Source organism: Nakamurella sp. A5-74, from assembly GCF_040438885.1.
Taxonomy (GTDB): Bacteria; Actinomycetota; Actinomycetes; order Mycobacteriales; family Nakamurellaceae; genus Nakamurella.
The window spans coordinates 1,507,850-1,526,928 of sequence record NZ_CP159218.1 but is presented as its reverse complement, the minus strand read 5'-3'; the positions used below and the strand labels follow the sequence as shown (position 1 = coordinate 1,526,928).

Sequence of the window (19,079 nt, the reverse complement as noted above, 5' to 3'; positions counted from 1 at the left end):
ACCGCTCACCATGCCGGGCCTCGGACAGCCGAGGCCGGCCGCGGCGCGACACCCTTCCCCCCGGCCGGAGCGGGCGGAGGGGACTCAGACCGACTTGCGGCGGAAGGTCCTGGTCGTCTTGTGGTTCTCGGTGGCCCCGCCCACCTTGGCGTTCCCGTCGAGGTGCGCACCGGCACTCGGGGCGCCCCTCTTGCGAGCGAGCGCGGCAGCCATCGCCGACTTGGTGGACTCCGAGACCGGCGAGCCACCGTCCTGCTGTGCGTCCGTGCTGGCTTCGTGATCGCTGGTGGCCATGGGGTCCTCCTTGCTGATCGTCATCCGGACGTACCGGGTGGCGATCGGATCTCGCCGGCATCACTGCCGCTGGACGGTGATCGACGGGCATGCTGCTCGACGACCTCGGGTCCGATCATGCCGGGACCGCCGATCGCTCTGCCAGCCGATTACCCCCGACCCTAACTGCCGCGGCTCCCACCCGCGGGACTCACGCCCCGCAGGCGCCGGCAGTCGATCTGGTGGACCGGCGAGGCAGATGGCAGGCTGACGCCCATGAGCACTCCCCCGTCCGCCACGGACCAACTGACCGCGCAGAACCCAGTGATCGTGCAGAACTTCATCGGCGGCGCATCGGTCGACGCCGTCGACGGCGCCACGGCCCCGATCGTCGACCCGTCGACGGGCGAGTCGTACGGCACCGCCCCGGTCTCCGGGCCCGCCGACTTGGACGCCGCGTACAGAGCTGCCGAGCAGGCCTTCGAAGGCTGGGGCTCCACCACCCCGACAGAGCGTCAGCGGGCGCTGCTGAAGATCGCCGACGCGCTCGAGGCCCGCGCCGACGAGTTCGTCGCGGTCGAGTCCCGCAACACCGGCAAGCCGATCGCGATGACCGCCTCGGAGGAGCTGCCGCCGGCGGTCGACCAGCTGCGCTTCTTCGCCGGTGCCGCGCGGATCCTGGAGGGCCGCTCGGCCGGGGAGTACCTGGCCGGGCACACGTCATGGATCCGCCGGGAGCCGATCGGTGTCGTCGGACAGGTGACGCCCTGGAACTACCCGCTGATGATGGCCATCTGGAAGCTCGGTCCGGCGCTCGCGGCGGGCAACACCGTCGTCCTCAAACCGTCGGACACCACGCCCGCGTCGACCGTGCTGCTCGCCGAGCTGGCGGCCGAGTTCCTGCCCGCCGGGGTGCTGAACGTGGTCACCGGCGACCGCGGGACCGGCGCGGCCCTCGTCGCGCATCCCACCCCGCGGATGGTGGCCATCACCGGTTCGGTTCGCGCCGGGATGCAGGTCGCGGAGGCAGCCAGCCACGACGTCAAGCGGGTGCACCTGGAGCTCGGCGGCAAGGCTCCCGTCATCGTGTTCGACGATGCCGACATCGCTGCCGCAGCCGAGGCCATCGCCGTCGCCGGTTACTTCAACGCCGGCCAGGACTGCACCGCCGCGACCCGGGTGATCGCCTCCCCCGGCATCCACGACGAGCTCGTCGCCGCGCTCGCGGAACAGGCCCGCGGCACCGTCACCGGTGCGCCGAACAACGCCGATGCGCTCTACGGACCGCTCAACAACGCCGAACAGCTGACCAGGGTCGCCGGGATGCTCGACCGGTTGCCCGACCACGCCTCGGTCGAGGCCGGCGGCAGCCCGCTCGGCGGACCCGGCTTCTTCTACCCGCCGACCGTGGTGTCGCAGCTGCGGCGGGACGACGAGCTCGCCACCGAGGAGGTCTTCGGTCCGGTGATCACCGTCCAACTGCTGCAGGGTGACACCCAGGACGCCGTGGAGGCCGACGCGCTGCGGCTGGGCAATGCCACCCGCTACGGCCTGGCCTCGTCGGTGTGGACCAAGGACCACGCGCGAGCGCTGCGGGTCTCCAACAAGCTGAACTTCGGCTGCGTCTGGATCAACACGCACATCCCGCTCGTCGCGGAGATGCCGCACGGCGGCTTCGGACACTCCGGGTACGGCAAGGACCTCTCGATGTACGGCCTGGAGGACTACACACGGATCAAGCACGTGATGAGCGCCTGGGGCTGAGCCGACCTCACCCGGCCGGCAAGGTCGGCAGTGCGTACACCTTGATCGTCGGTCCGGTCATCGCTCCCGCTGTGAACCGAGCGATCAGCTGGATCGATCTCCAGGGAGCGAGGGGTGCAAGCCCCTGGAAATCCGAGCCGCCGGCCGGAACCCATTCCGCCACCAGCGGCAGCTTCTCGACAGCGCGGTAGTAGGGCTCGAGTTGCGGATCGGGATCTCCGTAGACCCGGTCGTACAGGTAGCTGCTGATGACCACGTACTTCCGCTCCGGATCGAGCGGGACCAGCGCACCGTCCCGGATTTCCAGCTGCGCCGGGAGCCGACCGATGCCGGCGTTCCGGAACGGGTTGTAGCCGTCGTACACCGAGTTCTCGCGCACGATCCCGTGTGCCGTCAGCCAGGGGAGCGCGACGATGCGGGTGTCCGCGGTCGCGAAGATCGTTGCGGTGACAGCAGTCCCGCAGAGTTGGGACACCCCGGACAGTACGATCGCCGCCGTCCCGATCGTCGCCAGCGACCTGACGTGCGGCCGTCCGGACGACCGGAACGCCATCAACCTGTCGAGCGCAGTGCTCACACCGATGGCCGCCAGCAGCAGCACCGTGATGGCCATCGGCAGGCTCCACCGGAACCACTGCAGGCCCAGTGCGCTGACACCGAGCCAGAACGGGACGCCGACGAAGAGTGGGATCGCCTGTGCGGCGCGGGCCTTGACTGTCAGGTACAGGCCGAACAGCGTTGCCGCGATCAGGACGATCCCCAGCCAGCCACCCAGGTACTCGACGTAGTACCAGGCACGCCCCGGGTAGGTGAGGCCGCTCGCGCCGAGGTGACCCGAACCGCTCTGCCCCACCAACTGCGCACGCACCGCCGCGAAGTTCGTCACCAGGGTCGGTGAGATCACCAACAGGGCGAGCACGAAGGCGAACGGTGCCGTCACCAGATGGCGGACCGCCCGGGCACGATCACCGCTGCGGACGAGCACCGCAACGATGACCGCGACGATCGGGAGGGCGCCCAGCGCGCCGGGATACTTGGTGGCCACGGCAAGCGCGGTCAGGACACATCCGACGGTCAGGCTCCGCCAGCTCGGCCGTTCCAGGTAGCGCAGACAACTCCACACGACGGCGGTGAGCAGACAGGTCAGCCAGATGTCCGGGGTGGCCAGGGACGAGTTGGCGACGAAGGGCGGGTAGAAAGCGAACAGGAACGCAGCGATCGGGCCCGTCCACCGGCCGAAGCGGGAACCGACGAGGTGAGCAAGCGCGACGGCACCGAGCGAGAACAGCACGGTGACCGTGCGGGCGAGCGCGTAGAAGACCGTCCCGTCCTGCCGGAACATCACATCGGCCCTCCCGCCCGCGAAGAAGCCGTACAGGCGGAACACCAGCGAGTCGAGCTTGATCTCCAGGTGGTCAGGGCGGTAGAAGATCGACGGTTCGAACGTGTGCCGGGTGATCATTCCGATCGCATCCACGACCACCACCCGCTCGTCGGGGTGCAGGAGCGCCGGCAGCCCCCAGAGGATCCCCGGAATGCGGACCACCGCGGCAGCGATCAGTATCGTCAGCAGGATCGTCCGCGGCGCCCGCGGCGAGGTCGAGGTCCGAGCGACCGCATGGAGAGGCTGGGTCGTCAGTTCGCAATCGTTCCCCCCGTCCGAGACCGCCCCTGGTTCCACCTCGGCGCTGGGCTCAACGGTCGAACCCCCGCCCGACCCCACTCCCCCTGTACTGGTCACCGACGCGATGCTAGGCGACATCCGAGGTGGATCGATCTCGGCGAGCGGGGATCCGTGTCCCGATCGTGACCGTTCCCAGTGCAGCCCGCCCGACGACGAGCGCCGTCCCTCCGAACAGAACGGTGGGCATCGGGCCCATCGCTGACAGGTGGAGCAGCAGATGCGACAGGTCACGAAGAGCGCAGCCCGGGTGCGGCCGACCCGGTTCGACGGCATCCGGCAGGGCCGGGCACGGCAGTCTCGGGAGCAGCAGAACCGTACCCGGCAGGGCGGCACCTGGATCGTCGGCACCCTGACCGGGCTGGTGCTGCTGGCCGGGTGCACGAGCGCCAGCGACACGATGAGTGCCGGCCAGATGAATGACGGGGTGGCCGCCGGCTCGACCGCGGCGGCCGCAGCGCCCTCGGGAGCTGCCGGTTACGAGAGCGCGGGCGACAGCGGAGGCGGTTCCAGTGGCTCTGCCGCCGACAAGAAAGCCGGCGGGACCGCTACCCGGGGCGTCACCGGGGTCGCCGAGATCGCGGATGCCCCGGACGGCCGACAGGTGATCCGCACAGCTTCGGTGACCGTCGAGATCGGCCGAGCCCGCACCGAGGACCGGGCCGCGGACGACACCGGACTCGCCGCCGCGGTCGCCGAGGCCGCCGTGAAGGTCCGTGCGCTCGCTGGAGCGGAAGGCTATGTCGCTTCCTCGGAGAGCTCCGGTTCGGTGGCGAGCATCAGCCTGCGGGTCCCGGCGTCCTCCTACGAGTCGGTGATGAAGGCGTTGCGCGGCGTGGGCACCGTCACCTCCAGCGAGGAGAAGGCACAGGACGTCTCGGCAAAGCTGGTGGACGTCGGCAGCCGGATCGAGACGATGAAGGCCAGCGTCACCCGGGTCCGGGCATTGCTGGCCCGCGCCGAGAAGATCTCCGACGTGGTGGCCCTGGAGAGCGAGCTGGAACAGCGCGAGAGCGACCTCGATTCGCTGCTGCGTCAGCAGTCGGCGCTGTCCGGCCAGGTGGCGTTGTCGACGATCACCGTCGTCGTCCAGGGCCGCCTCACCGGGGTCCTCGTCGCCGGTGACACCGAACCCGAGCAGCGCAGCGGCTTCCTCGCGGGGTTGCATCAGGGCTGGAACGCCTTCACCGATTTCCTCGGTGGCGCCGGCCAGGTGATCGGCGCGCTGCTGCCGTTCCTGCCGCTGATCGCGATCCTCGGACTCGCGGCGTACTGGCTGATCCGTCGGGGTCGGCGCCGGGGGCAGCTCGGCGCGGAGCGCACCCCGCCCACCGGGCCGAACGCGCCATCGGCCGCCTGATCCCACTCATGGTCCTCACACAGGCATCGCTCCCGACAGGCAGATAGGCTCGCCGCGACGCACCAGCCGACGACGAGAGGACGCCATCCGTGGCCGCCGACATCACGCCCATCCAGCTCGGGTTGACGGAGGGCAATGTCCTGACCCTCTGGGCCCCCCGATGGGTCGAGGACGGCGAGGACTGGGAGGCCTTCCTCGGCCACGAGGAGCACCTGTACGTCTTCGCGGACGCCGCGCACCTGGCGGCTTTCATCCGCGCCAGCGACGAACACGACCTCGTCGACCATCCCGAGTGGGAGACCGCCGTGACGGCGCTGGCGGACGAGTTGGTGCCCGACGAGGACCACCGCTTCGACATCGTCGGCGTCCCGGAGCTGGTGGCCGAGCCCGCCGATCTGTGGACGCTCGCCGAGCTCGCCGACACCGTGGCGATCCTCAGATCGCTCGCGGAGGTGTGCGACCTGCCGGCCATCGAGGAGGTGCTCGACGCCTCCGACGGGTTCTCGATGCTCGGCATGGGTGAGCGGGCCTTCATGGGTCGCACCGGGGAGAAGCTGTGGGACGAGATCGGCGCTGTCGTGTCGGAGAAGTGGGACCAGGTCGTCGAGGCGCTCGACGGCGTCGTCGCCACCCCCGAGGTCGACGCCGAGGAGCTGGACATCGCCCAGCGCGAGCTGGCCGCCGTGCAGGTGGTGGCCAGACCGGATGACGCGGTCGACGACGAGGACGAGGACGAGGCGGACCGCGATCCGGCCCTGGCATTCTGGGACCAGATCGGCATCGATCCGATCCGGCTGACGGTCGGCCAGCGCACCGGTTGGACCCTGCGCTGCTACCTCGACGACGAGCCGGTGCTGCTCTCGCACGTCGGCCGGGTGCTCGTTTTCAGCTCCCCCGAGGAGCTCGCCGGGTACGTACAGGACCGTTCGCAGAACAACTCGATGGTCGAGCTGGGCGTGTACGCCGAGATCCAGGACGCGCTCGACGAGGGCACGGCCACCGTGGTCGCCGGGCTGGAGAACACCTACGAGCTCGACGAGGTCGCGGACGGGTTGCTGACCGGTCCAGGCGGCATCGCACCGAAGAAGCTGGCCCTGGCCGTCGAGCTGCTCGACGACGCTGCGGCCGCCCGCGGGGACGAGGAGACCACCGAAGCGCTGGGGTCGTCGTCACCGCTGGGCGCGCTCATCTCGGTGATCCTGCGACCCGATCCCGACCGGATGCCGCCGTCGCCGCCGTTCGAGGACGAGTCGGCCGCGTTCACCGTGCTCGTCGACCGGTTCAGCGGAACCCTCGACTGGGACAACAAGGACGACAGCGAGTCCTTCCCCGAGGCCAGGGCGCTGACCGAGGACGATCTGTAGAGGTCCGTCTCTGATCGTCCGGGATCTCGACGCGCTCCTTCGTCGCTTGCTCGATCACCGGAACCGGCGGTCGAGCGACGACGGAGTCGAGTTGGTCAGGTGGTCGAGCGACGAAGGAGTCGAGTTGGTCAGGTGGTCGAGCGACGAAGGAGTCGAGACCCCGTCACCCTTCGAGACCGGCTGCGCCACAACGGGATCTCGTCGCGCTCCTTCGTCGCTTGCTCGATCACCGGGAGAGTGCGGCGTACCCCGGCTTGATGACGTCGTTGATCAGCGCGAGGCGCTCGTCGAAGGGAAGGAAGGCTGATTTCATCGCGTTGACCGTGAACCACGAGAGGGTGTCCCAGCCGTAGTCGAATGCCTCGACCAGGGCGAGCATCTCGCTCGTCATGCTGCAGCCGGACATCAGGCGGTTGTCGGTGTTGACGGTGACCCGGAACCGCAGATCGGTGAGCCGTTTGATCGGGTGCTCGGCGATCGACGCCGCCGCACCGGTCTGCACGTTCGACGACGGGCACATCTCCAACGGGATGCGCTTGTCACGCACGTACTGGGCGAGGAGCCCGGCGGGAGCGTCCGGGTCGGTCGGGATGTCGTCGATGATCCGGACGCCGTGCCCGAGCCGGTCGGCGCCGCACCACTGCAGGGCCTCCCAGATCGACTTCAGGCCGAAGGCCTCCCCAGCGTGGATCGTGAAGTGCGCATTCTCCCGGCGCAGGTACTCGAAGGCGTCCAGGTGACGGCTGGGCGGGAATCCCGCCTCGGCGCCGGCGATGTCGAACCCGGCGACCTCCTCGTCGCGGTGGGCGATCACCAGCTCGGCGATCTCCCGCGACTTGGCGGCATGCCGCATGGCGGTGAGCAGTGCCCGCACCCGGATCTGTTTGCCCCGCTCCGCTGCGATCCGGCTCCCCTCGGCGAACCCGTCGAGCACTGCCCGGACGACCTCCTCCAGCGTCAGGTCCTGCTCGGTGTGCAGCTCGGGGGCGAACCGCACCTCGGCGTACACGACACCGTCGTCGGCCAGATCCTGGGCGCATTCGGATGCCGTGCGCAGCAACGCATCCCGGGTCTGCATCACACCGACGGTGTGGGCGAAGGTCTCCAGATAGCGAACCAGCGAACCGGAATCGGCTGCCGAGGTGAACCACCGTCCGAGCTCGGTCGCGTCGGTGGTCGGCAGTTCGTCGTAGCCGAACTCCGCGGCGAGATCGATGATCGTGGCCGGCCGCAAACCCCCGTCCAGGTGGTCGTGCAGCAGCACTTTGGGCGCGGCGCGGATGGTTTCGGAGCTGAGGGCAACGGACATCAGAGCAACCTACCTGCCGCAGGTGGCCGGCAGAGCTCGCGGAGAAGTACCGGCCTCAGGCGCGTCGCAACTGCACGACCAGCGCCCGATGATCGCTCCCGCCGGTGCGGACGGTCCAGGCGGCAACGGCGCGATAAGCACCAGGGTCGACGATCACGTGGTCGATCGGGGCGGCCAGTGCGGACGGCAACCACGACGGCCAGGTGCCGGCCGAACCGGTGCCGGCCTGGGTGGCGGCGTCCACGCACGGCAGGTCGGCGAACGCCGGATGGTCGACGGTGGAGTTGAAATCGCCGGCGACGATCGTGTTCGACCCCGGAACACACTGCCGGGCCGCTCTGGCGGTCTCTGATCGCCAATCGGAGAGCGAGGATCGAAGCCCCGGGTTCGTCGGGTGCACGGCGATGATGCGGGGCGAACCGACGGTGGTCGGCTCGAGCAGCAGCGAGCCGTAGCGCAGCTGCGGGCCGGGCAGCTGCCGGTAGTCACCCAGGCTGCGACGGACCAGCGCCGACAGCGGCAGCGGATACGGGCCGGCGGTGGTCATTGTGAACACCCGGAAGTCGAGGCCGCCGGCGGCGAGCAGCGCAGCAGCCTCCGAGGTCGTCTGCTCGCTCGCCTCGGGCAGCGTCACGATGTCAGCGTCGGTCGATCGCACCAGCGCGGCCAGCTGCGCTGCCGTGGTGGCGGTGTCGAAGGTGTTGAACTCCACCACTGTGAGATCGGCGTCGGCCACCGACTCGGCGGCGCCGCCGCGCGCCAGGACGGTGCCGACATGGACCGCACCGGTGACGAGCAGGGCGGCGCAGACGCTGAGCACCAGCGGCGATCGGAGCCGGCCACGCAGCTGAGCGATGCCGGCCGCCACCAGTGCCAGCACGACGAAGCCCAGGCCCAGCAACACCTTCAGGCTGATCAGCTGGGCGACGAGCGGCCAGCCCGAGATCCCGAGCGGCCGAGCGATCAGGCTCAGCAGGCATACCAGGACGAGCAGGGCCAGCAGGATCCATCTGACGGGATCTCGACTCCTGCGTCGCTCGATGGCCGTGGGGCCCGGCTCGATCACCGTGGGGCCCGGCTTCGCTCGATCGCCGTCGGACCGCTCATCGACTCGCACTCCCGCTCGAGTTCCGTCACCGGATGACGTCCAGCACGATCGACGCCCGGGGGACCACAGTCTCCCCGGGCGCGGCGAACAGCAGCGCGGACGAAAGGGTCTCCAGCGCAGCAGGAAAGCGCTCCTGGGTGTCGGTGTGCAACTCGAACAGCACCTCCCCCGCGCGAACGGCAGTCCCGGGCGCGACGTGGCACAGCAGACCGGCCGCGTACTGCACCGGATCCTCCTTGCGCGCCCGTCCGGCACCCAACCGCCAGGCCGCGGTGCCGACGGCGAGCGCGTCGACGTCGCACACCACCCCGTCCGCCTCGGCGAGCACCTGGTGGGTGTGCTGAGGTACCGGCAGCGGGGCGGCCGGGTCGCCGCCCTGGGCGGCGACCATCGCCTTCCACACATCCATCGCAGCACCGGAATCGAGCACCCGCTCGGGATCGACGTCCAGGCCCGCCAGCGACACCATCTCCCGCGCGAGGGCCAGCGTCAGCTCCCGCACGTCGGCCGGTCCCCCACCGGCCAGGATCTCCAGCGACTCGGCGACCTCCACCGCATTCCCGACCGCCCGGCCCAGCGGAGTCGACATGTCGGTGATCAACGCGGAGGTCCGAACCCCGTGCGCCGCACCGAGTCCCACCATCGTGCGGGCCAGCTCGGCGGCTCGGTCGCGGTTCTTCATGAACGCCCCGGCGCCGACCTTGACGTCGAGCACCAGGGCGCCGGTGCCCTCGGCGATCTTCTTGCTCATGATCGATGCGGAGATCATCGGGATCGACTCGACGGTCGAGGTGACGTCGCGCAGGGCGTAGAGCTTCCGGTCGGCAGGGGCCAGCTCAGCGGAGGCCGCGCAGATCACCGCGCCGACGGAGGCGAGCTGGGCGATCATCTCGTCGGGTTCCAACGTCGCCCGCCAACCGCTGATCGATTCCATCTTGTCGAGGGTGCCGCCGGTGTGGCCCAACCCGCGGCCGGAGAGCTGCGGCACGGCTGCCCCGCAGGCGGCGACCAGCGGAGCCAGCGGCAACGAGATCTTGTCCCCGACGCCGCCGGTGGAGTGCTTGTCGACCGTGGGCCGGCCGACCGACGACAGGTCGAGCCGAATCCCGGAGGCGATCATCGCCGCGGTCCAGGACGCGATCTCCCGCGGCTGCATGCCGTTCAGGAAGATCGCCATCAGCAGCGCCGACATCTGTTCCTCGGCGACGTCGCCGCGGGTGTAGGCATCGATCACCCAGTCGATCTGGGCGTCGCTCAACTCGCCGCCGTCCCGCTTGGATCGGATCACGTCGACGGCCGCGAAACCGGGCGCCGCAACGCTCTGGGGTGGATCGGGCGGTGCAGACATCTGCGGTCACTTCCTCACCGCGCCGGACAGCGACGCGATCTCGGTCGAATTCTCGGTCGAATTCTCGGTCGAATTCTCGGGTGGGTCAGGGCGGCAGGTGTTCGGGGCCGAAGGCCGCGGGCAGCACCCACCGCATGTCGTGGATGCCGTCCGGGGTGTCGACCAGCAGGTCAGGACCGCCGAACTCGTAGATCACCTGGCGGCAGCGACCGCAGGGCATCAGCAGCTCACCGGTACCGGACCGGCACGCCAGCGCCACCAGCCGGCCGCCACCGGTCAACCGCAGCTGACCCGCCAGCGTCACCTCGGCGCACGCGCCGAGACCGTAGGAGGCGTTCTCGACGTTGCAGCCGGTGATCCGCCGCAGCGTGCCGTCCTGCGCCGCGACGATCGCTGCGGCCCCCACCTGCAGCCGGGAGTACGGGCAGTACGCGAGCGTGGCCACCTCGATCGCGCTCGCCCGCAACGACTCCCAGTCGAGAAGCTGATCGAGATCTGCGAGCACTAGTGTTCGCCCTTGCGATAGATCAGCCCGTCGGCCTTGGGCATCCGGAGGTTCTGCGAGGCCAGGCCCATCACCAGCAACGTGATCGCATACGGAGCTGCCTTGACCAACGCGCCGGGCACCTGGTCGTTGGTGAAGAACCAGATCGCACACGCCGCCGCGATCGCCACCGCGACGGTCGCGATCACGAAGTGTCGTCGGTAGGCCTGGTACAGGCCGACCGCCAGCAGTGCGACCGCCAGGATGATCAGCAAAGCATGCACGGCATCGCCGGAGTCGTACAGCTGCAGGCCGTCGGTGTACCCGAACAGCGCGGCACCGGCCGTCATGCCGCCGGGTCGCCAGTTGCCGAAGATCATCGCGGCGAGGCCGATGTAACCGCGGTTGGCGGTCTGGCCGTCCTGGTACTTCAGCCCGATCACCAGAAAGGCGCCGGCGAGTCCGGCGATCCCGCCGGAGATCGTCATCGCCGCCCACTTGTAGCTGTAGACGTTGACGCCCAACGATTCTGCGGCGTACGGCGCCTCGCCGACCGAGCGCAGCCGCAGCCCGAACCGGGTGCGCCACAACACGTACGCGCTGAGCACGATGATGACCACGGCGATCACCGTGAACAGGCTCAGCCCGGTGACGAACCCGCCCAGCACGCCGGCCAGGTCGGAGACCGCGAAGATCTGCTTCCTCTCCACACTCGCCAACGCGTCCGACAACCAGGGAACTGTGATCCGCGGCAGGTCGGTGACCGGCGGCGACTGTTTCTGCCCACCGCCGGGGGCATCGGTGAACAACAGTCGCGCGAGGAACAGCGTGACGCCGGGGGCGATGATGTTGATCGCGACGCCGGAGATGATGTGGTCGACGCCGAAGGTGACCGTCGCCAGCGCGTGCAGCAGACCACCGAGCGCACCGCAGACGACAGCGAAGAACATGCCCGCCCACGGACCCCACTGGTATCCGGCCCAGCCCGCACCGAAGGTGCCGAGGATCATCATTCCTTCGATCCCGATGTTGACAACGCCTGCGCGTTCGGCCCACAACCCCGACAGACCGGCGAGAGCGATCGGCATCGCGGCACCGATCGCGGCGGCGATCAGTCCGGAGGACGTCAGGTTGTTCGCGTCGGTGAAGCTCCGCACGGCGGAGAACAGCAGCAGGCCGGCCAACCCGACGACGAACCAGACGACCGGATGCACCTTGCTGGACCGGGTCGCTGTGGGTCGTCCGACCGGGGTACCGACGTCGCCGGCCCCGGCCGCTGACGTACCGAGGTTCACGGGGGTGCTCATGAGGTGACCGCCTTCTGCAGGTCGGGAGTACCTGGCCCGGAGGGAACCGGATCCTCAGGATCGCCGCGCCCCGCACTCCTGGGGCCCGCGTCGCCGGGGCCCCCGCCGCCGGGCGGCGGGGTGGCCGCCAGTGTCCTGGCCACCGTGCGCTGCTCCAGCCGGCGTCGGGCCCGACGGACGATCTCGTAGGCGATGACGACGGCGAACAGCAGTACGCCCTGCATGATCGTGACGAGTTCCTTGGGGATGTCGGCACCCTGCAGGGAGTTGGACGAGGCGTCCAACGCCGACCACAGCAGTGACGCCAGGATCATCCCGACGGGATGGTTGCGGCCGAGCAGGGCCACTGCGATGCCGATGAAACCGATCCCGGTGGGGAAGTTCAGCGAGAACGCACCCTCGCGACCGTTCAGCAGCTCGGGCATCCCGACCAGCCCGGCCACCGCTCCGGAGAGCAACATGGCCGCGAAGATCATCTTCTTGACGTTGATCCCGCTGGCGACCGCGGCCGACTCGCTCATCCCGGTGGCCTTGATCGAGAACCCGAAGACGGTGCGCGACAACAGGAACGCGTAGATCAGACCGACCAGCAGAGCGAGCCCGATCATCGGGTACAGCGGCGTGGAGGAGCCTCCGATCGCGATCGTGGGAATCGTGCCGCCGTCGGTGATCGGCTGGGTGGAGACGTTGTTGCCCACCGCGACAGCGAGGTGGTCCTTCGACAACAGCCAGGCCCCGAGAGCAAGCCCGATCGCGTTCAGCATGATCGTGCTGATCACCTCGCTGACTCCGCGGGTGACCTTCAGCAGCGCTGCGATGGACGCCCAGCCAGCTCCGACGATCATCGCGACGAGAATGGTGACGACGATCCGCAGCACGCTCGGCAGGCCGTTCATGAACGACAGCCCGGCGACCCAGGCGGCCAGCAGCGCCGCCAACCGGTACTGGCCGTCGACACCGATGTTGAACAGGTTCATCTTGAACCCGATCGCCACCGCCACTGCCGCGAGGTAGTAGTTGGCAGCCACGTTGAGGGTGTTGATCAGGGTGCGGTTCTGCTCGAACGCCCCGACGACCGCGTCCAGTGCATCTCCCGGACTGTGACCGGTCGCCAGCAGCACCAGGCTGGTGACGAGGACGGCAATGAGCGCTGCCCCGACCGGCGCGGCCAGCGCGAGCAGCAACTTGGTGGAGGTCTTCACCGGGTCCCTCCCGCGACGCTGTCGGACGGTCCGCTCGAGGTGCCGGGGGCGACGGTCTGTCTCGTCGTACCGCCGGCAATCTCTCCACCGGTCATCGCGATCCCCAGCTGCTCGGGGGTCACGGTGCGCGGGTCGAACTCCCCCACGAACCGGCCACGCAGGATCACCGACAGAGTGTCCGACATACCGATCAGTTCCTCCAGATCCGCCGAGATCAGCAGCACGGCGAGCCCGGCCTCCCTGGCTCGGCGCAGGTGTTCCCAGATGGCGGCCTGGGCGCCGACGTCGACACCACGGGTGGGATGCGAGGCGATCAGCAGGACAGGTTCGCCGCTCATCTCCCGGCCGACGATCAGCTTCTGCTGGTTGCCGCCGGACAACGACGCAGCGGTGACCTCGATGCCCGGTGTGCGGACGTCGAAGTCGTCGACGATCCGCTGGGTGTCCTTGCGAGCGGCGGCCCGGTTGATCATCATCCCGGACGCCAGCGGCCGCCGGGTCTGGTGACCCAGGATCCGGTTCTCCCAGAGTTTTCCCTCCAGGATCAGCCCCTGTCGGTGTCGGTCCTCCGGGATGAACCCGATGCCGGCCTCCCGGCGGGTCCTGGTCGGGGCGCGGGTGATGTCCACCGACTCCAGGGTCACCGTGCCGTGCACCAGGGGTCGCAGGCCCATGATCGCGTCGACCAGCTCTGCCTGACCGTTGCCCTCGACGCCGGCGATGCCGCGCACCTCGCCTGCATGGATGGTCAACGTCAGGTCGCTGAGCACAGCCCGCCCGTTCTCGTCCTGGACGGTGACGGAGGCCAGATCGAGCACCGGATGCGTGGTGACGGTGGAGTCCCGCAGCTCGGGGATCGGCAGCGCCGACCCGACCATCAACTCGGCCAACTGCCGATTCGTCACGCTCTTGGGGTCCGCGGTGCCGACGGTCGTCCCGCGTCGGATGACGGTGATCTCGTCCGCGATGCTGCGCACCTCGTCGAGCTTGTGCGAGATGAACACGATCGTCAGGCCCTCCCGCTTGAGTTCGCGCAGGTTGCCGAACAACTCGTCGACCTCCTGCGGGACCAGCACAGCGGTGGGCTCGTCGAGGATCAGGATCTTGGCCCCGCGGTAGAGCACCTTGAGGATCTCCACCCGCTGACGGTCGCCGACCCCGAGCGACTCGACCAACCGGGTGGGATCGACGTACAGGCCGTACTTCGCCCCGATCTCGGAGATCAGCTCGATCGCGGCCTTCGGCCGGAACCCGCCGGTGATGTACTCGGCGCCCAGGACGATGTTCTCCCAGACGGTGAGGTTGTCGGCCAGCATGAAGTGCTGGTGGACCATCCCGATGCCGACCTTGATCGCGTCGGCAGGCGAGGTGAAGGTGACCGGGGTTCCGTCGATCTCGATGGTTCCCTCGTCGGGCCGGTGCATCCCGTACAGGGTCTTCATCAGCGTCGACTTGCCGGCGCCGTTCTCACCCACCAGGGCGTGCACCGTCCCACGTTTCACCGCGAACGAGATGTCGAAGTTGGCGACCACGCCGGGGAACCGTTTGGTGATCCCGGACAGTCGGACCGCATCGGGACCACTGACGCCGACGGTCGATCTGCTGTCGGCGGGAAGCTCAGGGGAAGGCAACGGTGCGGCCCTTCGGTTCGGGGACGGTCGCGGGCCCGGAGATCCCCGGTGCACAGTCCGTTCAGGTGCGGTCCTACCAGAATCGGCCCGGTTCCGACAGACGACGTCCGCCGGGACCGGGCCGAGCTGGGTGCTTCCGTACTGCGGTGTGATGCGAGGGCTGCAGGGTGATGCGAGGCGATCCGGTCTGGAAGGCGCCTGGGACGCCCTCCCGACCGATGTCAGCTCAGCTTCCGGGAGTGGTCGGAACCTTGATCTCGCCGGAGACGATCTTGGCCTCCGCCTCCTTCAGCTGCGGCTCGATGTCGGTGACGAAGCCACCGGAGGTCGAGTAGCTGATGCCACCGGTCTTGAGGTCGTAGACCTTCTGACCCGTCAGCGGCTTGCCATTGACTGCAGCGACGATGTCTGCGTAGACCGCGACGTCGACGTTCTTGACCATCGAGGTCATGATGACGTCCTTGACGTCCGCGAGGGCCGGGACGTTGTACTGGTCGGAGTCGACGCCGATCCCGAGGGTGCCCGCAGCCTTGGCTGCCTTGAAGACACCGGCGCCCGAGCCACCGGCGGCGGCATAGATGATGTCCGCGCCGCCGGAGTACATGCCCTTGGCGATGGTCTCGCCCTTGTCGGGGGCGTTGAAGCCACCGAAGTCCGGGGGCTCGGTGATGTACTTGGACTCGACCTTGGCATCAGCCTTGGTGGCCTTGACGCCGGCCTCGAACCCAGCCTGGAACTTCTGCAGCAGCGGGGTGTTGACGCCGCCGATGAAGCCGACCTTGCCGGTCTTGGACTTCAGCGCTGCGGCGACGCCGACGAGGTAGGAACCCTCCTGCTCGGAGAAGGTCAGGCACGCGACATTGCTGAAGTCACCCTTGATGGTGCCGTCGCACAGCTGGGAGTCGTCGATGATCGCGAAGTGCACCTTCGGATAGTCGGGTGCGACGGCGCTGAGCGGGGTGGCGTAGGCGAATCCGACCGCGATGATGACGGTCGCACCCTTGTCGCCGAGCTGCCGCAGCCGGTCTTCCTTGTTGGTGTCCGTCTCACCGTTGCTGGCCTCGAGCTCACCGGTGATCTCGACGCCAGCGGCCTTGGCCTTGTCCAGGCCGGCGGCGGCGGAGTCGTTGAACGACTGGTCGCCACGGCCACCGACGTCGTAGGCCAGACCGACCTTCACCGAGGCGGGGTCGCCGGTGATGGCGGGCTCGGCAGCTCCGGAGGACGAAGGTGCCGACGACACATCGGTCGACCCGGTGCTGGACTCCGTGCTCGACCCGGTGCTGGACTCCGTGCCCGACCCGGTGCTGGACTCCGTGCCCGACCCGGTGCTGGACTCCGTGCCCGACCCGGTGCTGGACTCCGTGCCCGACCCGGTGCTGGACTCCGTGCCCGACCCGGTGCTGGACTCCGTGCTCGAGGGAGCCATGCCGCTGGACATGTCGCTCGTGCTGGTCATCGCGGCTGTCGACGGGGCACTGGAGGCTGCGGGGGTGTCGCTCCCACACGCGCTCAGCACCAGGGCCATCGCGGCTGTACCCGCCAGAGCTGCAACACGCAGCCGACGGAAGCCATTGCGCTCAAGGCGCACGGTCATCACCATCCTGTTCGATTCTGTACACCCGCTGCGGTGAGCGGCTGCGACGCTGCAGGCGACTCTCCCACAGCAGCCAGGACCAGGCCCGGCGCGGTGAGGGACGAGTCACCGTAACCTTTCCGGTGCCTGCGAGGAACACCTGCAGGCCTTGGTGCGATGCAACCGTTACACAGTGCGTTCGTGCTCCCGTTACCCTGACGACGTGCCGCCCGGACCCGCCTCCCGCTCCGCGCGACCGGCCCGACGGCGCTTCCTGCCGCGCACCGGACCAGGTGTCCGGTGGCCGTCGAGAGCCAGGACCGCCGGCCACCTCGCGCTCGGCGTCGTCGCCGTCGTGTCGGTGCTGTCGTGGCTGCTGGCTCGCCTCTCCCCCGAGCGCTACCTGCGGCTGGTCGAGGTCTACCGCTCGCTGCCGGTGGTCGTCGTCGTCATCGCCGTGCTGTCCGGGGTCGCCTGGTTCGCGGTCGACACCGTCCGCAGCCTCGTCTGCGCCATCGTGACCGCGCCGGATCCCGACCGGCTGCGCCGCCTGCTGCTGGACTCCTCGGTGATCGCCTGGCTGGTGCTGACCGTCGCGCTCGCCGTGGCGTTGCTGGTGCCTGCGGCCACCGAGACGTTCGGGACGCTCCGATGAGCGACCGGCGGAGCAGGCCCTCCGCGGTACGGTCCACGGACGTCGGCGCCCGTGCGCGGGCGGCCTCTGCACGCTCGCCGTTGACGCCGGGCAGCGAGCCGGCCAGGGCGGATCGCCCGCGAGCGATCACCGCCGCGGTGCTGATGGTCCTGGTGATCGGCCACGTCCTACCCGGACTGTTCGCCGGTGACCTGCTGTTCGGCAGCGACTGGAATTCGCTCGCCGCCCGCTGGGCGAACCTCGGGTGGCGGCTGTGGGATCTGGTCACCGTGCTGGTCGGTGCGGGGTACGTCGGGCTGCTGGTGCGCGCCCGGTGGAACACCGGCGGCTCCCGTTTTCGCAGCGTCATCGCGCTGGTGCTGACGCTCGTGGTGGCCGGCGCAGCAGTGTTCTGCATCCTCACCCTGGGGTCCGACTTCCGCTGACGTCGCTGCAGCGGAAGGTACCGGTGAGGTCGCAGCAGGCCCGGTCGCCGGCCGTCCCGCAGTACCCTGCAGGGCGATGAAGATCCCCGCTCCGTCCTCGTCGCCCCGTCCGTCGTTCCCTCCCTCGTCGGCCCGACTCCGCCACCCCGCCGCACGCCGGTGGACCCTGCTCGGCGCGGCAATCACGGTCCTGTTCGGTTCGGTGCTGCCCCCGGCGTCGATCGCCTTCGCCGATGACGAAGGCACCCCGCTGCCCCCGACGGTGACGGTCAGCACCCCTGCGACCGCCGACTGCGCCCAGCGGGTCTCGCCCGCCCCGGCCGCCGACACCCCCGAGGACGTCGCCACCGGCAGCACTGCTCCCGCACCGTTGTCGGTGCCGACGTCACCGGTCGGCGGCAAGGCGCTCGGTCAGTGCGGGATCGTCGTTCCCCGCGGGACCTCGGCGTTGCCGCCTGACATCAGTGCTGCGGCCTGGATGGTCGCCGACCTGGACACCGGAGATGTGTTGGCGGCCAAGGATCCTCATGGTCGGTACCGCCCGGCGAGCACCCTCAAGCTGCTGACGATGAACGTTCTGCTGCGCTCGCTCACCGACGTCGACCGGGTGGTCGTCGGCACCGATGCCGACACCGAACAGCAGGGCTCGAGGGTCGGGATCGGTCCTGGCGGCCGCTACACCGTCCGCCAGCTGATGCTGTTCCTGATGATGGGTTCCGGCAACGACGTTGCCCATGCGCTCGCCGTCGCCAACGGGGGCGTGGAACGCACGCTCACCCAGATGAACTCCCGCGCCCGCGCGCTGGGCGCCTTCGACACCCGGGCCGCGACGGTGTCCGGGTTGGACGGTGCCGGTCAGTCGACGTCCGTGTACGACCTGGCGCTGATCGCGCGCTCCGACATGAAGCTGCCGCCGTTTCCCGAGTTGGTGGCGACCAAGTACTCGGAGGTACCCGGCTTCGGCGAGTACCCCGCGTTCGGGATCGCCAACGACAACGCCCTGCTGTGGGGGTACGCGGGGGCGCTCGGCGGGAAGAACGGCTACACCGACGGGGCCGGCAACACCTACGTCGGGATGGCCGAGCGGGGCGGCCGACGGCTGGTCGTCACGATGCTCGGCGGCACCCAGCAGCCGCGCCGTCAGTGGATGCAGGGCGCTTCCCTGCTGGACTGGGGCTTCGCGCAGGATCCCGGGGTGACCCCGATCGGCTTCCTGGTCGCCTCCGGTGCGCAGGCCACCGCGTCCGCCGCACCCGACGGTTCGTCGGAGATCCCGGTGACCGGGCCCTCCGGCACGCTCACCTTCGGCGCGACCGGGGGCGGGTCGGGAACCGGTGCGAGCGCGGCTCCGATCGACACCCCGTCGGAAGCAGCAGTGCCTGCGGCAGCGTCCGGTGAATCCTCCGGGATCGCGATCGTGGTGTGGATCGTGCTCGCGGTACTCGCGGCGCTGGCAGTGTTGGTGGTGGTGGCCGGACTGCGCGGCTCCGGCCGCCGCGGCGACCACGGCTGACGGTGGTCGGGCGCCCTGCTCGACGGTGATCGAGCGACACAGGAATCGAGATCCCGCCCCCCCCGATCACCCATGATCG

At 69.4% G+C, this 19,079-nt stretch carries 17 protein-coding genes; 7 read left to right on the top strand and 10 right to left on the bottom strand.

Translation table 11 applies throughout. The features are described from left to right. Positions 1–84 precede the first annotated feature (84 nt). A complete protein-coding gene (locus tag ABLG96_RS07025; protein WP_353650657.1) occupies positions 85–294 on the bottom strand; it encodes a DUF5302 domain-containing protein in 210 nt (69 codons plus the stop codon). Between the two features lie 255 nt (positions 295–549). Here ABLG96_RS07025 and ABLG96_RS07020 point away from each other — a divergent pair, with 255 nt between their 5' ends. Beyond that, complete coding sequence (locus ABLG96_RS07020; protein ID WP_353650656.1) at positions 550–2,037, top strand: gamma-aminobutyraldehyde dehydrogenase; 1,488 nt, start codon at positions 550–552, stop codon at positions 2,035–2,037. Between the two features lie 7 nt (positions 2,038–2,044). Here ABLG96_RS07020 and ABLG96_RS07015 read toward each other — a convergent pair whose 3' ends face one another. After that, positions 2,045–3,778, bottom strand: coding sequence for a glycosyltransferase family 39 protein (locus ABLG96_RS07015; RefSeq protein ID WP_353650655.1), 1,734 nt, complete (start codon positions 3,776–3,778; stop codon positions 2,045–2,047). Between the two features lie 160 nt (positions 3,779–3,938). Here ABLG96_RS07015 and ABLG96_RS07010 point away from each other — a divergent pair, with 160 nt between their 5' ends. Together ABLG96_RS07010 and ABLG96_RS07005 are read left to right on the top strand one after the other, a co-directional pair. After that, positions 3,939–5,078 carry a DUF4349 domain-containing protein gene (locus ABLG96_RS07010; protein ID WP_353650654.1) on the top strand — a complete coding sequence of 380 codons (1,140 nt, stop codon included), beginning with the start codon at positions 3,939–3,941 and terminating at the stop codon, positions 5,076–5,078. A gap of 89 nt (positions 5,079–5,167) precedes the next feature. Beyond that, positions 5,168–6,442 (top strand): primosomal protein, encoded by a 1,275-nt coding sequence (locus tag ABLG96_RS07005; RefSeq protein ID WP_353650653.1) that lies wholly within the window; start codon positions 5,168–5,170, stop codon positions 6,440–6,442. A gap of 226 nt (positions 6,443–6,668) precedes the next feature. On the opposite strand, the gene ABLG96_RS07000 is transcribed toward ABLG96_RS07005, so the two are convergent. From ABLG96_RS07000 to ABLG96_RS06965, 8 genes are all read right to left on the bottom strand, one after another. Next, positions 6,669–7,751, bottom strand: coding sequence for an adenosine deaminase (locus tag ABLG96_RS07000; protein WP_353650652.1), 1,083 nt, complete (start codon positions 7,749–7,751; stop codon positions 6,669–6,671). A gap of 55 nt (positions 7,752–7,806) precedes the next feature. Then, positions 7,807–8,868 (bottom strand): endonuclease/exonuclease/phosphatase family protein, encoded by a 1,062-nt coding sequence (locus tag ABLG96_RS06995; RefSeq protein WP_353650651.1) that lies wholly within the window; start codon positions 8,866–8,868, stop codon positions 7,807–7,809. Between the two features lie 16 nt (positions 8,869–8,884). Then, positions 8,885–10,207, bottom strand: coding sequence for a thymidine phosphorylase (locus ABLG96_RS06990; protein ID WP_353650650.1), 1,323 nt, complete (start codon positions 10,205–10,207; stop codon positions 8,885–8,887). Positions 10,208–10,292: 85 nt separating this feature from the next. Beyond that, on the bottom strand, positions 10,293–10,712 hold the full coding sequence (locus ABLG96_RS06985) for a cytidine deaminase (RefSeq protein ID WP_353650649.1): 420 nt from the start codon (positions 10,710–10,712) through the stop codon (positions 10,293–10,295). Next, positions 10,712–11,998, bottom strand: a complete 1,287-nt coding sequence (locus ABLG96_RS06980; protein WP_353650648.1) for an ABC transporter permease — start codon at positions 11,996–11,998, stop codon at positions 10,712–10,714. Before ABLG96_RS06980 ends, ABLG96_RS06985 begins: the two co-directional genes overlap by 1 nt. Next, a complete protein-coding gene (locus ABLG96_RS06975; protein ID WP_353650647.1) occupies positions 11,995–13,200 on the bottom strand; it encodes an ABC transporter permease in 1,206 nt (401 codons plus the stop codon). The genes ABLG96_RS06980 and ABLG96_RS06975 overlap by 4 nt, the downstream gene beginning before the upstream one ends. Next, the gene (locus ABLG96_RS06970) at positions 13,197–14,831 is read right to left on the bottom strand and encodes an ABC transporter ATP-binding protein (RefSeq protein ID WP_353650646.1); all 1,635 of its coding nucleotides are present in this window, start codon (positions 14,829–14,831) and stop codon (positions 13,197–13,199) included. Before ABLG96_RS06970 ends, ABLG96_RS06975 begins: the two co-directional genes overlap by 4 nt. 226 nt (positions 14,832–15,057) lie before the next feature. Further along, positions 15,058–16,011 carry a BMP family ABC transporter substrate-binding protein gene (locus tag ABLG96_RS06965; RefSeq protein WP_353650645.1) on the bottom strand — a complete coding sequence of 318 codons (954 nt, stop codon included), beginning with the start codon at positions 16,009–16,011 and terminating at the stop codon, positions 15,058–15,060. A 19-nt stretch (positions 16,012–16,030) separates the two neighbouring features. Here ABLG96_RS06965 and ABLG96_RS06960 point away from each other — a divergent pair, with 19 nt between their 5' ends. The 4 genes from ABLG96_RS06960 (at position 16,031) to ABLG96_RS06945 (ending at position 19,000) form a co-directional block, all read left to right on the top strand. Continuing rightward, a complete protein-coding gene (locus tag ABLG96_RS06960; RefSeq protein ID WP_353650644.1) occupies positions 16,031–16,465 on the top strand; it encodes a hypothetical protein in 435 nt (144 codons plus the stop codon). 165 nt (positions 16,466–16,630) lie between these two features. Continuing rightward, on the top strand, positions 16,631–17,062 hold the full coding sequence (locus ABLG96_RS06955) for a hypothetical protein (protein WP_353650643.1): 432 nt from the start codon (positions 16,631–16,633) through the stop codon (positions 17,060–17,062). Beyond that, positions 17,059–17,487 (top strand): hypothetical protein, encoded by a 429-nt coding sequence (locus tag ABLG96_RS06950; protein ID WP_353650642.1) that lies wholly within the window; start codon positions 17,059–17,061, stop codon positions 17,485–17,487. Before ABLG96_RS06955 ends, ABLG96_RS06950 begins: the two co-directional genes overlap by 4 nt. 76 nt (positions 17,488–17,563) lie before the next feature. Then, positions 17,564–19,000, top strand: a complete 1,437-nt coding sequence (locus ABLG96_RS06945; protein WP_353650641.1) for a penicillin-binding protein — start codon at positions 17,564–17,566, stop codon at positions 18,998–19,000. Positions 19,001–19,079: the final 79 nt, after the last annotated feature.

What these genes read in the sequence shown, in the direction of transcription:
- ABLG96_RS07025 (WP_353650657.1), bottom strand. Translation starts at nt 294, where the DNA reads ATGGCCACCAGCGATCACGAAGCCAGCACGGACGCACAGCAGGACGGT.
- ABLG96_RS07020 (WP_353650656.1), top strand. Translation starts at nt 550, where the DNA reads ATGAGCACTCCCCCGTCCGCCACGGACCAACTGACCGCGCAGAACCCA.
- ABLG96_RS07010 (WP_353650654.1), top strand. Translation starts at nt 3,939, where the DNA reads ATGCGACAGGTCACGAAGAGCGCAGCCCGGGTGCGGCCGACCCGGTTC.
- ABLG96_RS07000 (WP_353650652.1), bottom strand. Translation starts at nt 7,751, where the DNA reads ATGTCCGTTGCCCTCAGCTCCGAAACCATCCGCGCCGCGCCCAAAGTG.
- ABLG96_RS06990 (WP_353650650.1), bottom strand. Translation starts at nt 10,207, where the DNA reads ATGTCTGCACCGCCCGATCCACCCCAGAGCGTTGCGGCGCCCGGTTTC.
- ABLG96_RS06980 (WP_353650648.1), bottom strand. Translation starts at nt 11,998, where the DNA reads ATGAGCACCCCCGTGAACCTCGGTACGTCAGCGGCCGGGGCCGGCGAC.
- ABLG96_RS06960 (WP_353650644.1), top strand. Translation starts at nt 16,031, where the DNA reads ATGGCGGGCTCGGCAGCTCCGGAGGACGAAGGTGCCGACGACACATCG.
- ABLG96_RS06950 (WP_353650642.1), top strand. Translation starts at nt 17,059, where the DNA reads ATGAGCGACCGGCGGAGCAGGCCCTCCGCGGTACGGTCCACGGACGTC.
- ABLG96_RS06945 (WP_353650641.1), top strand. Translation starts at nt 17,564, where the DNA reads ATGAAGATCCCCGCTCCGTCCTCGTCGCCCCGTCCGTCGTTCCCTCCC.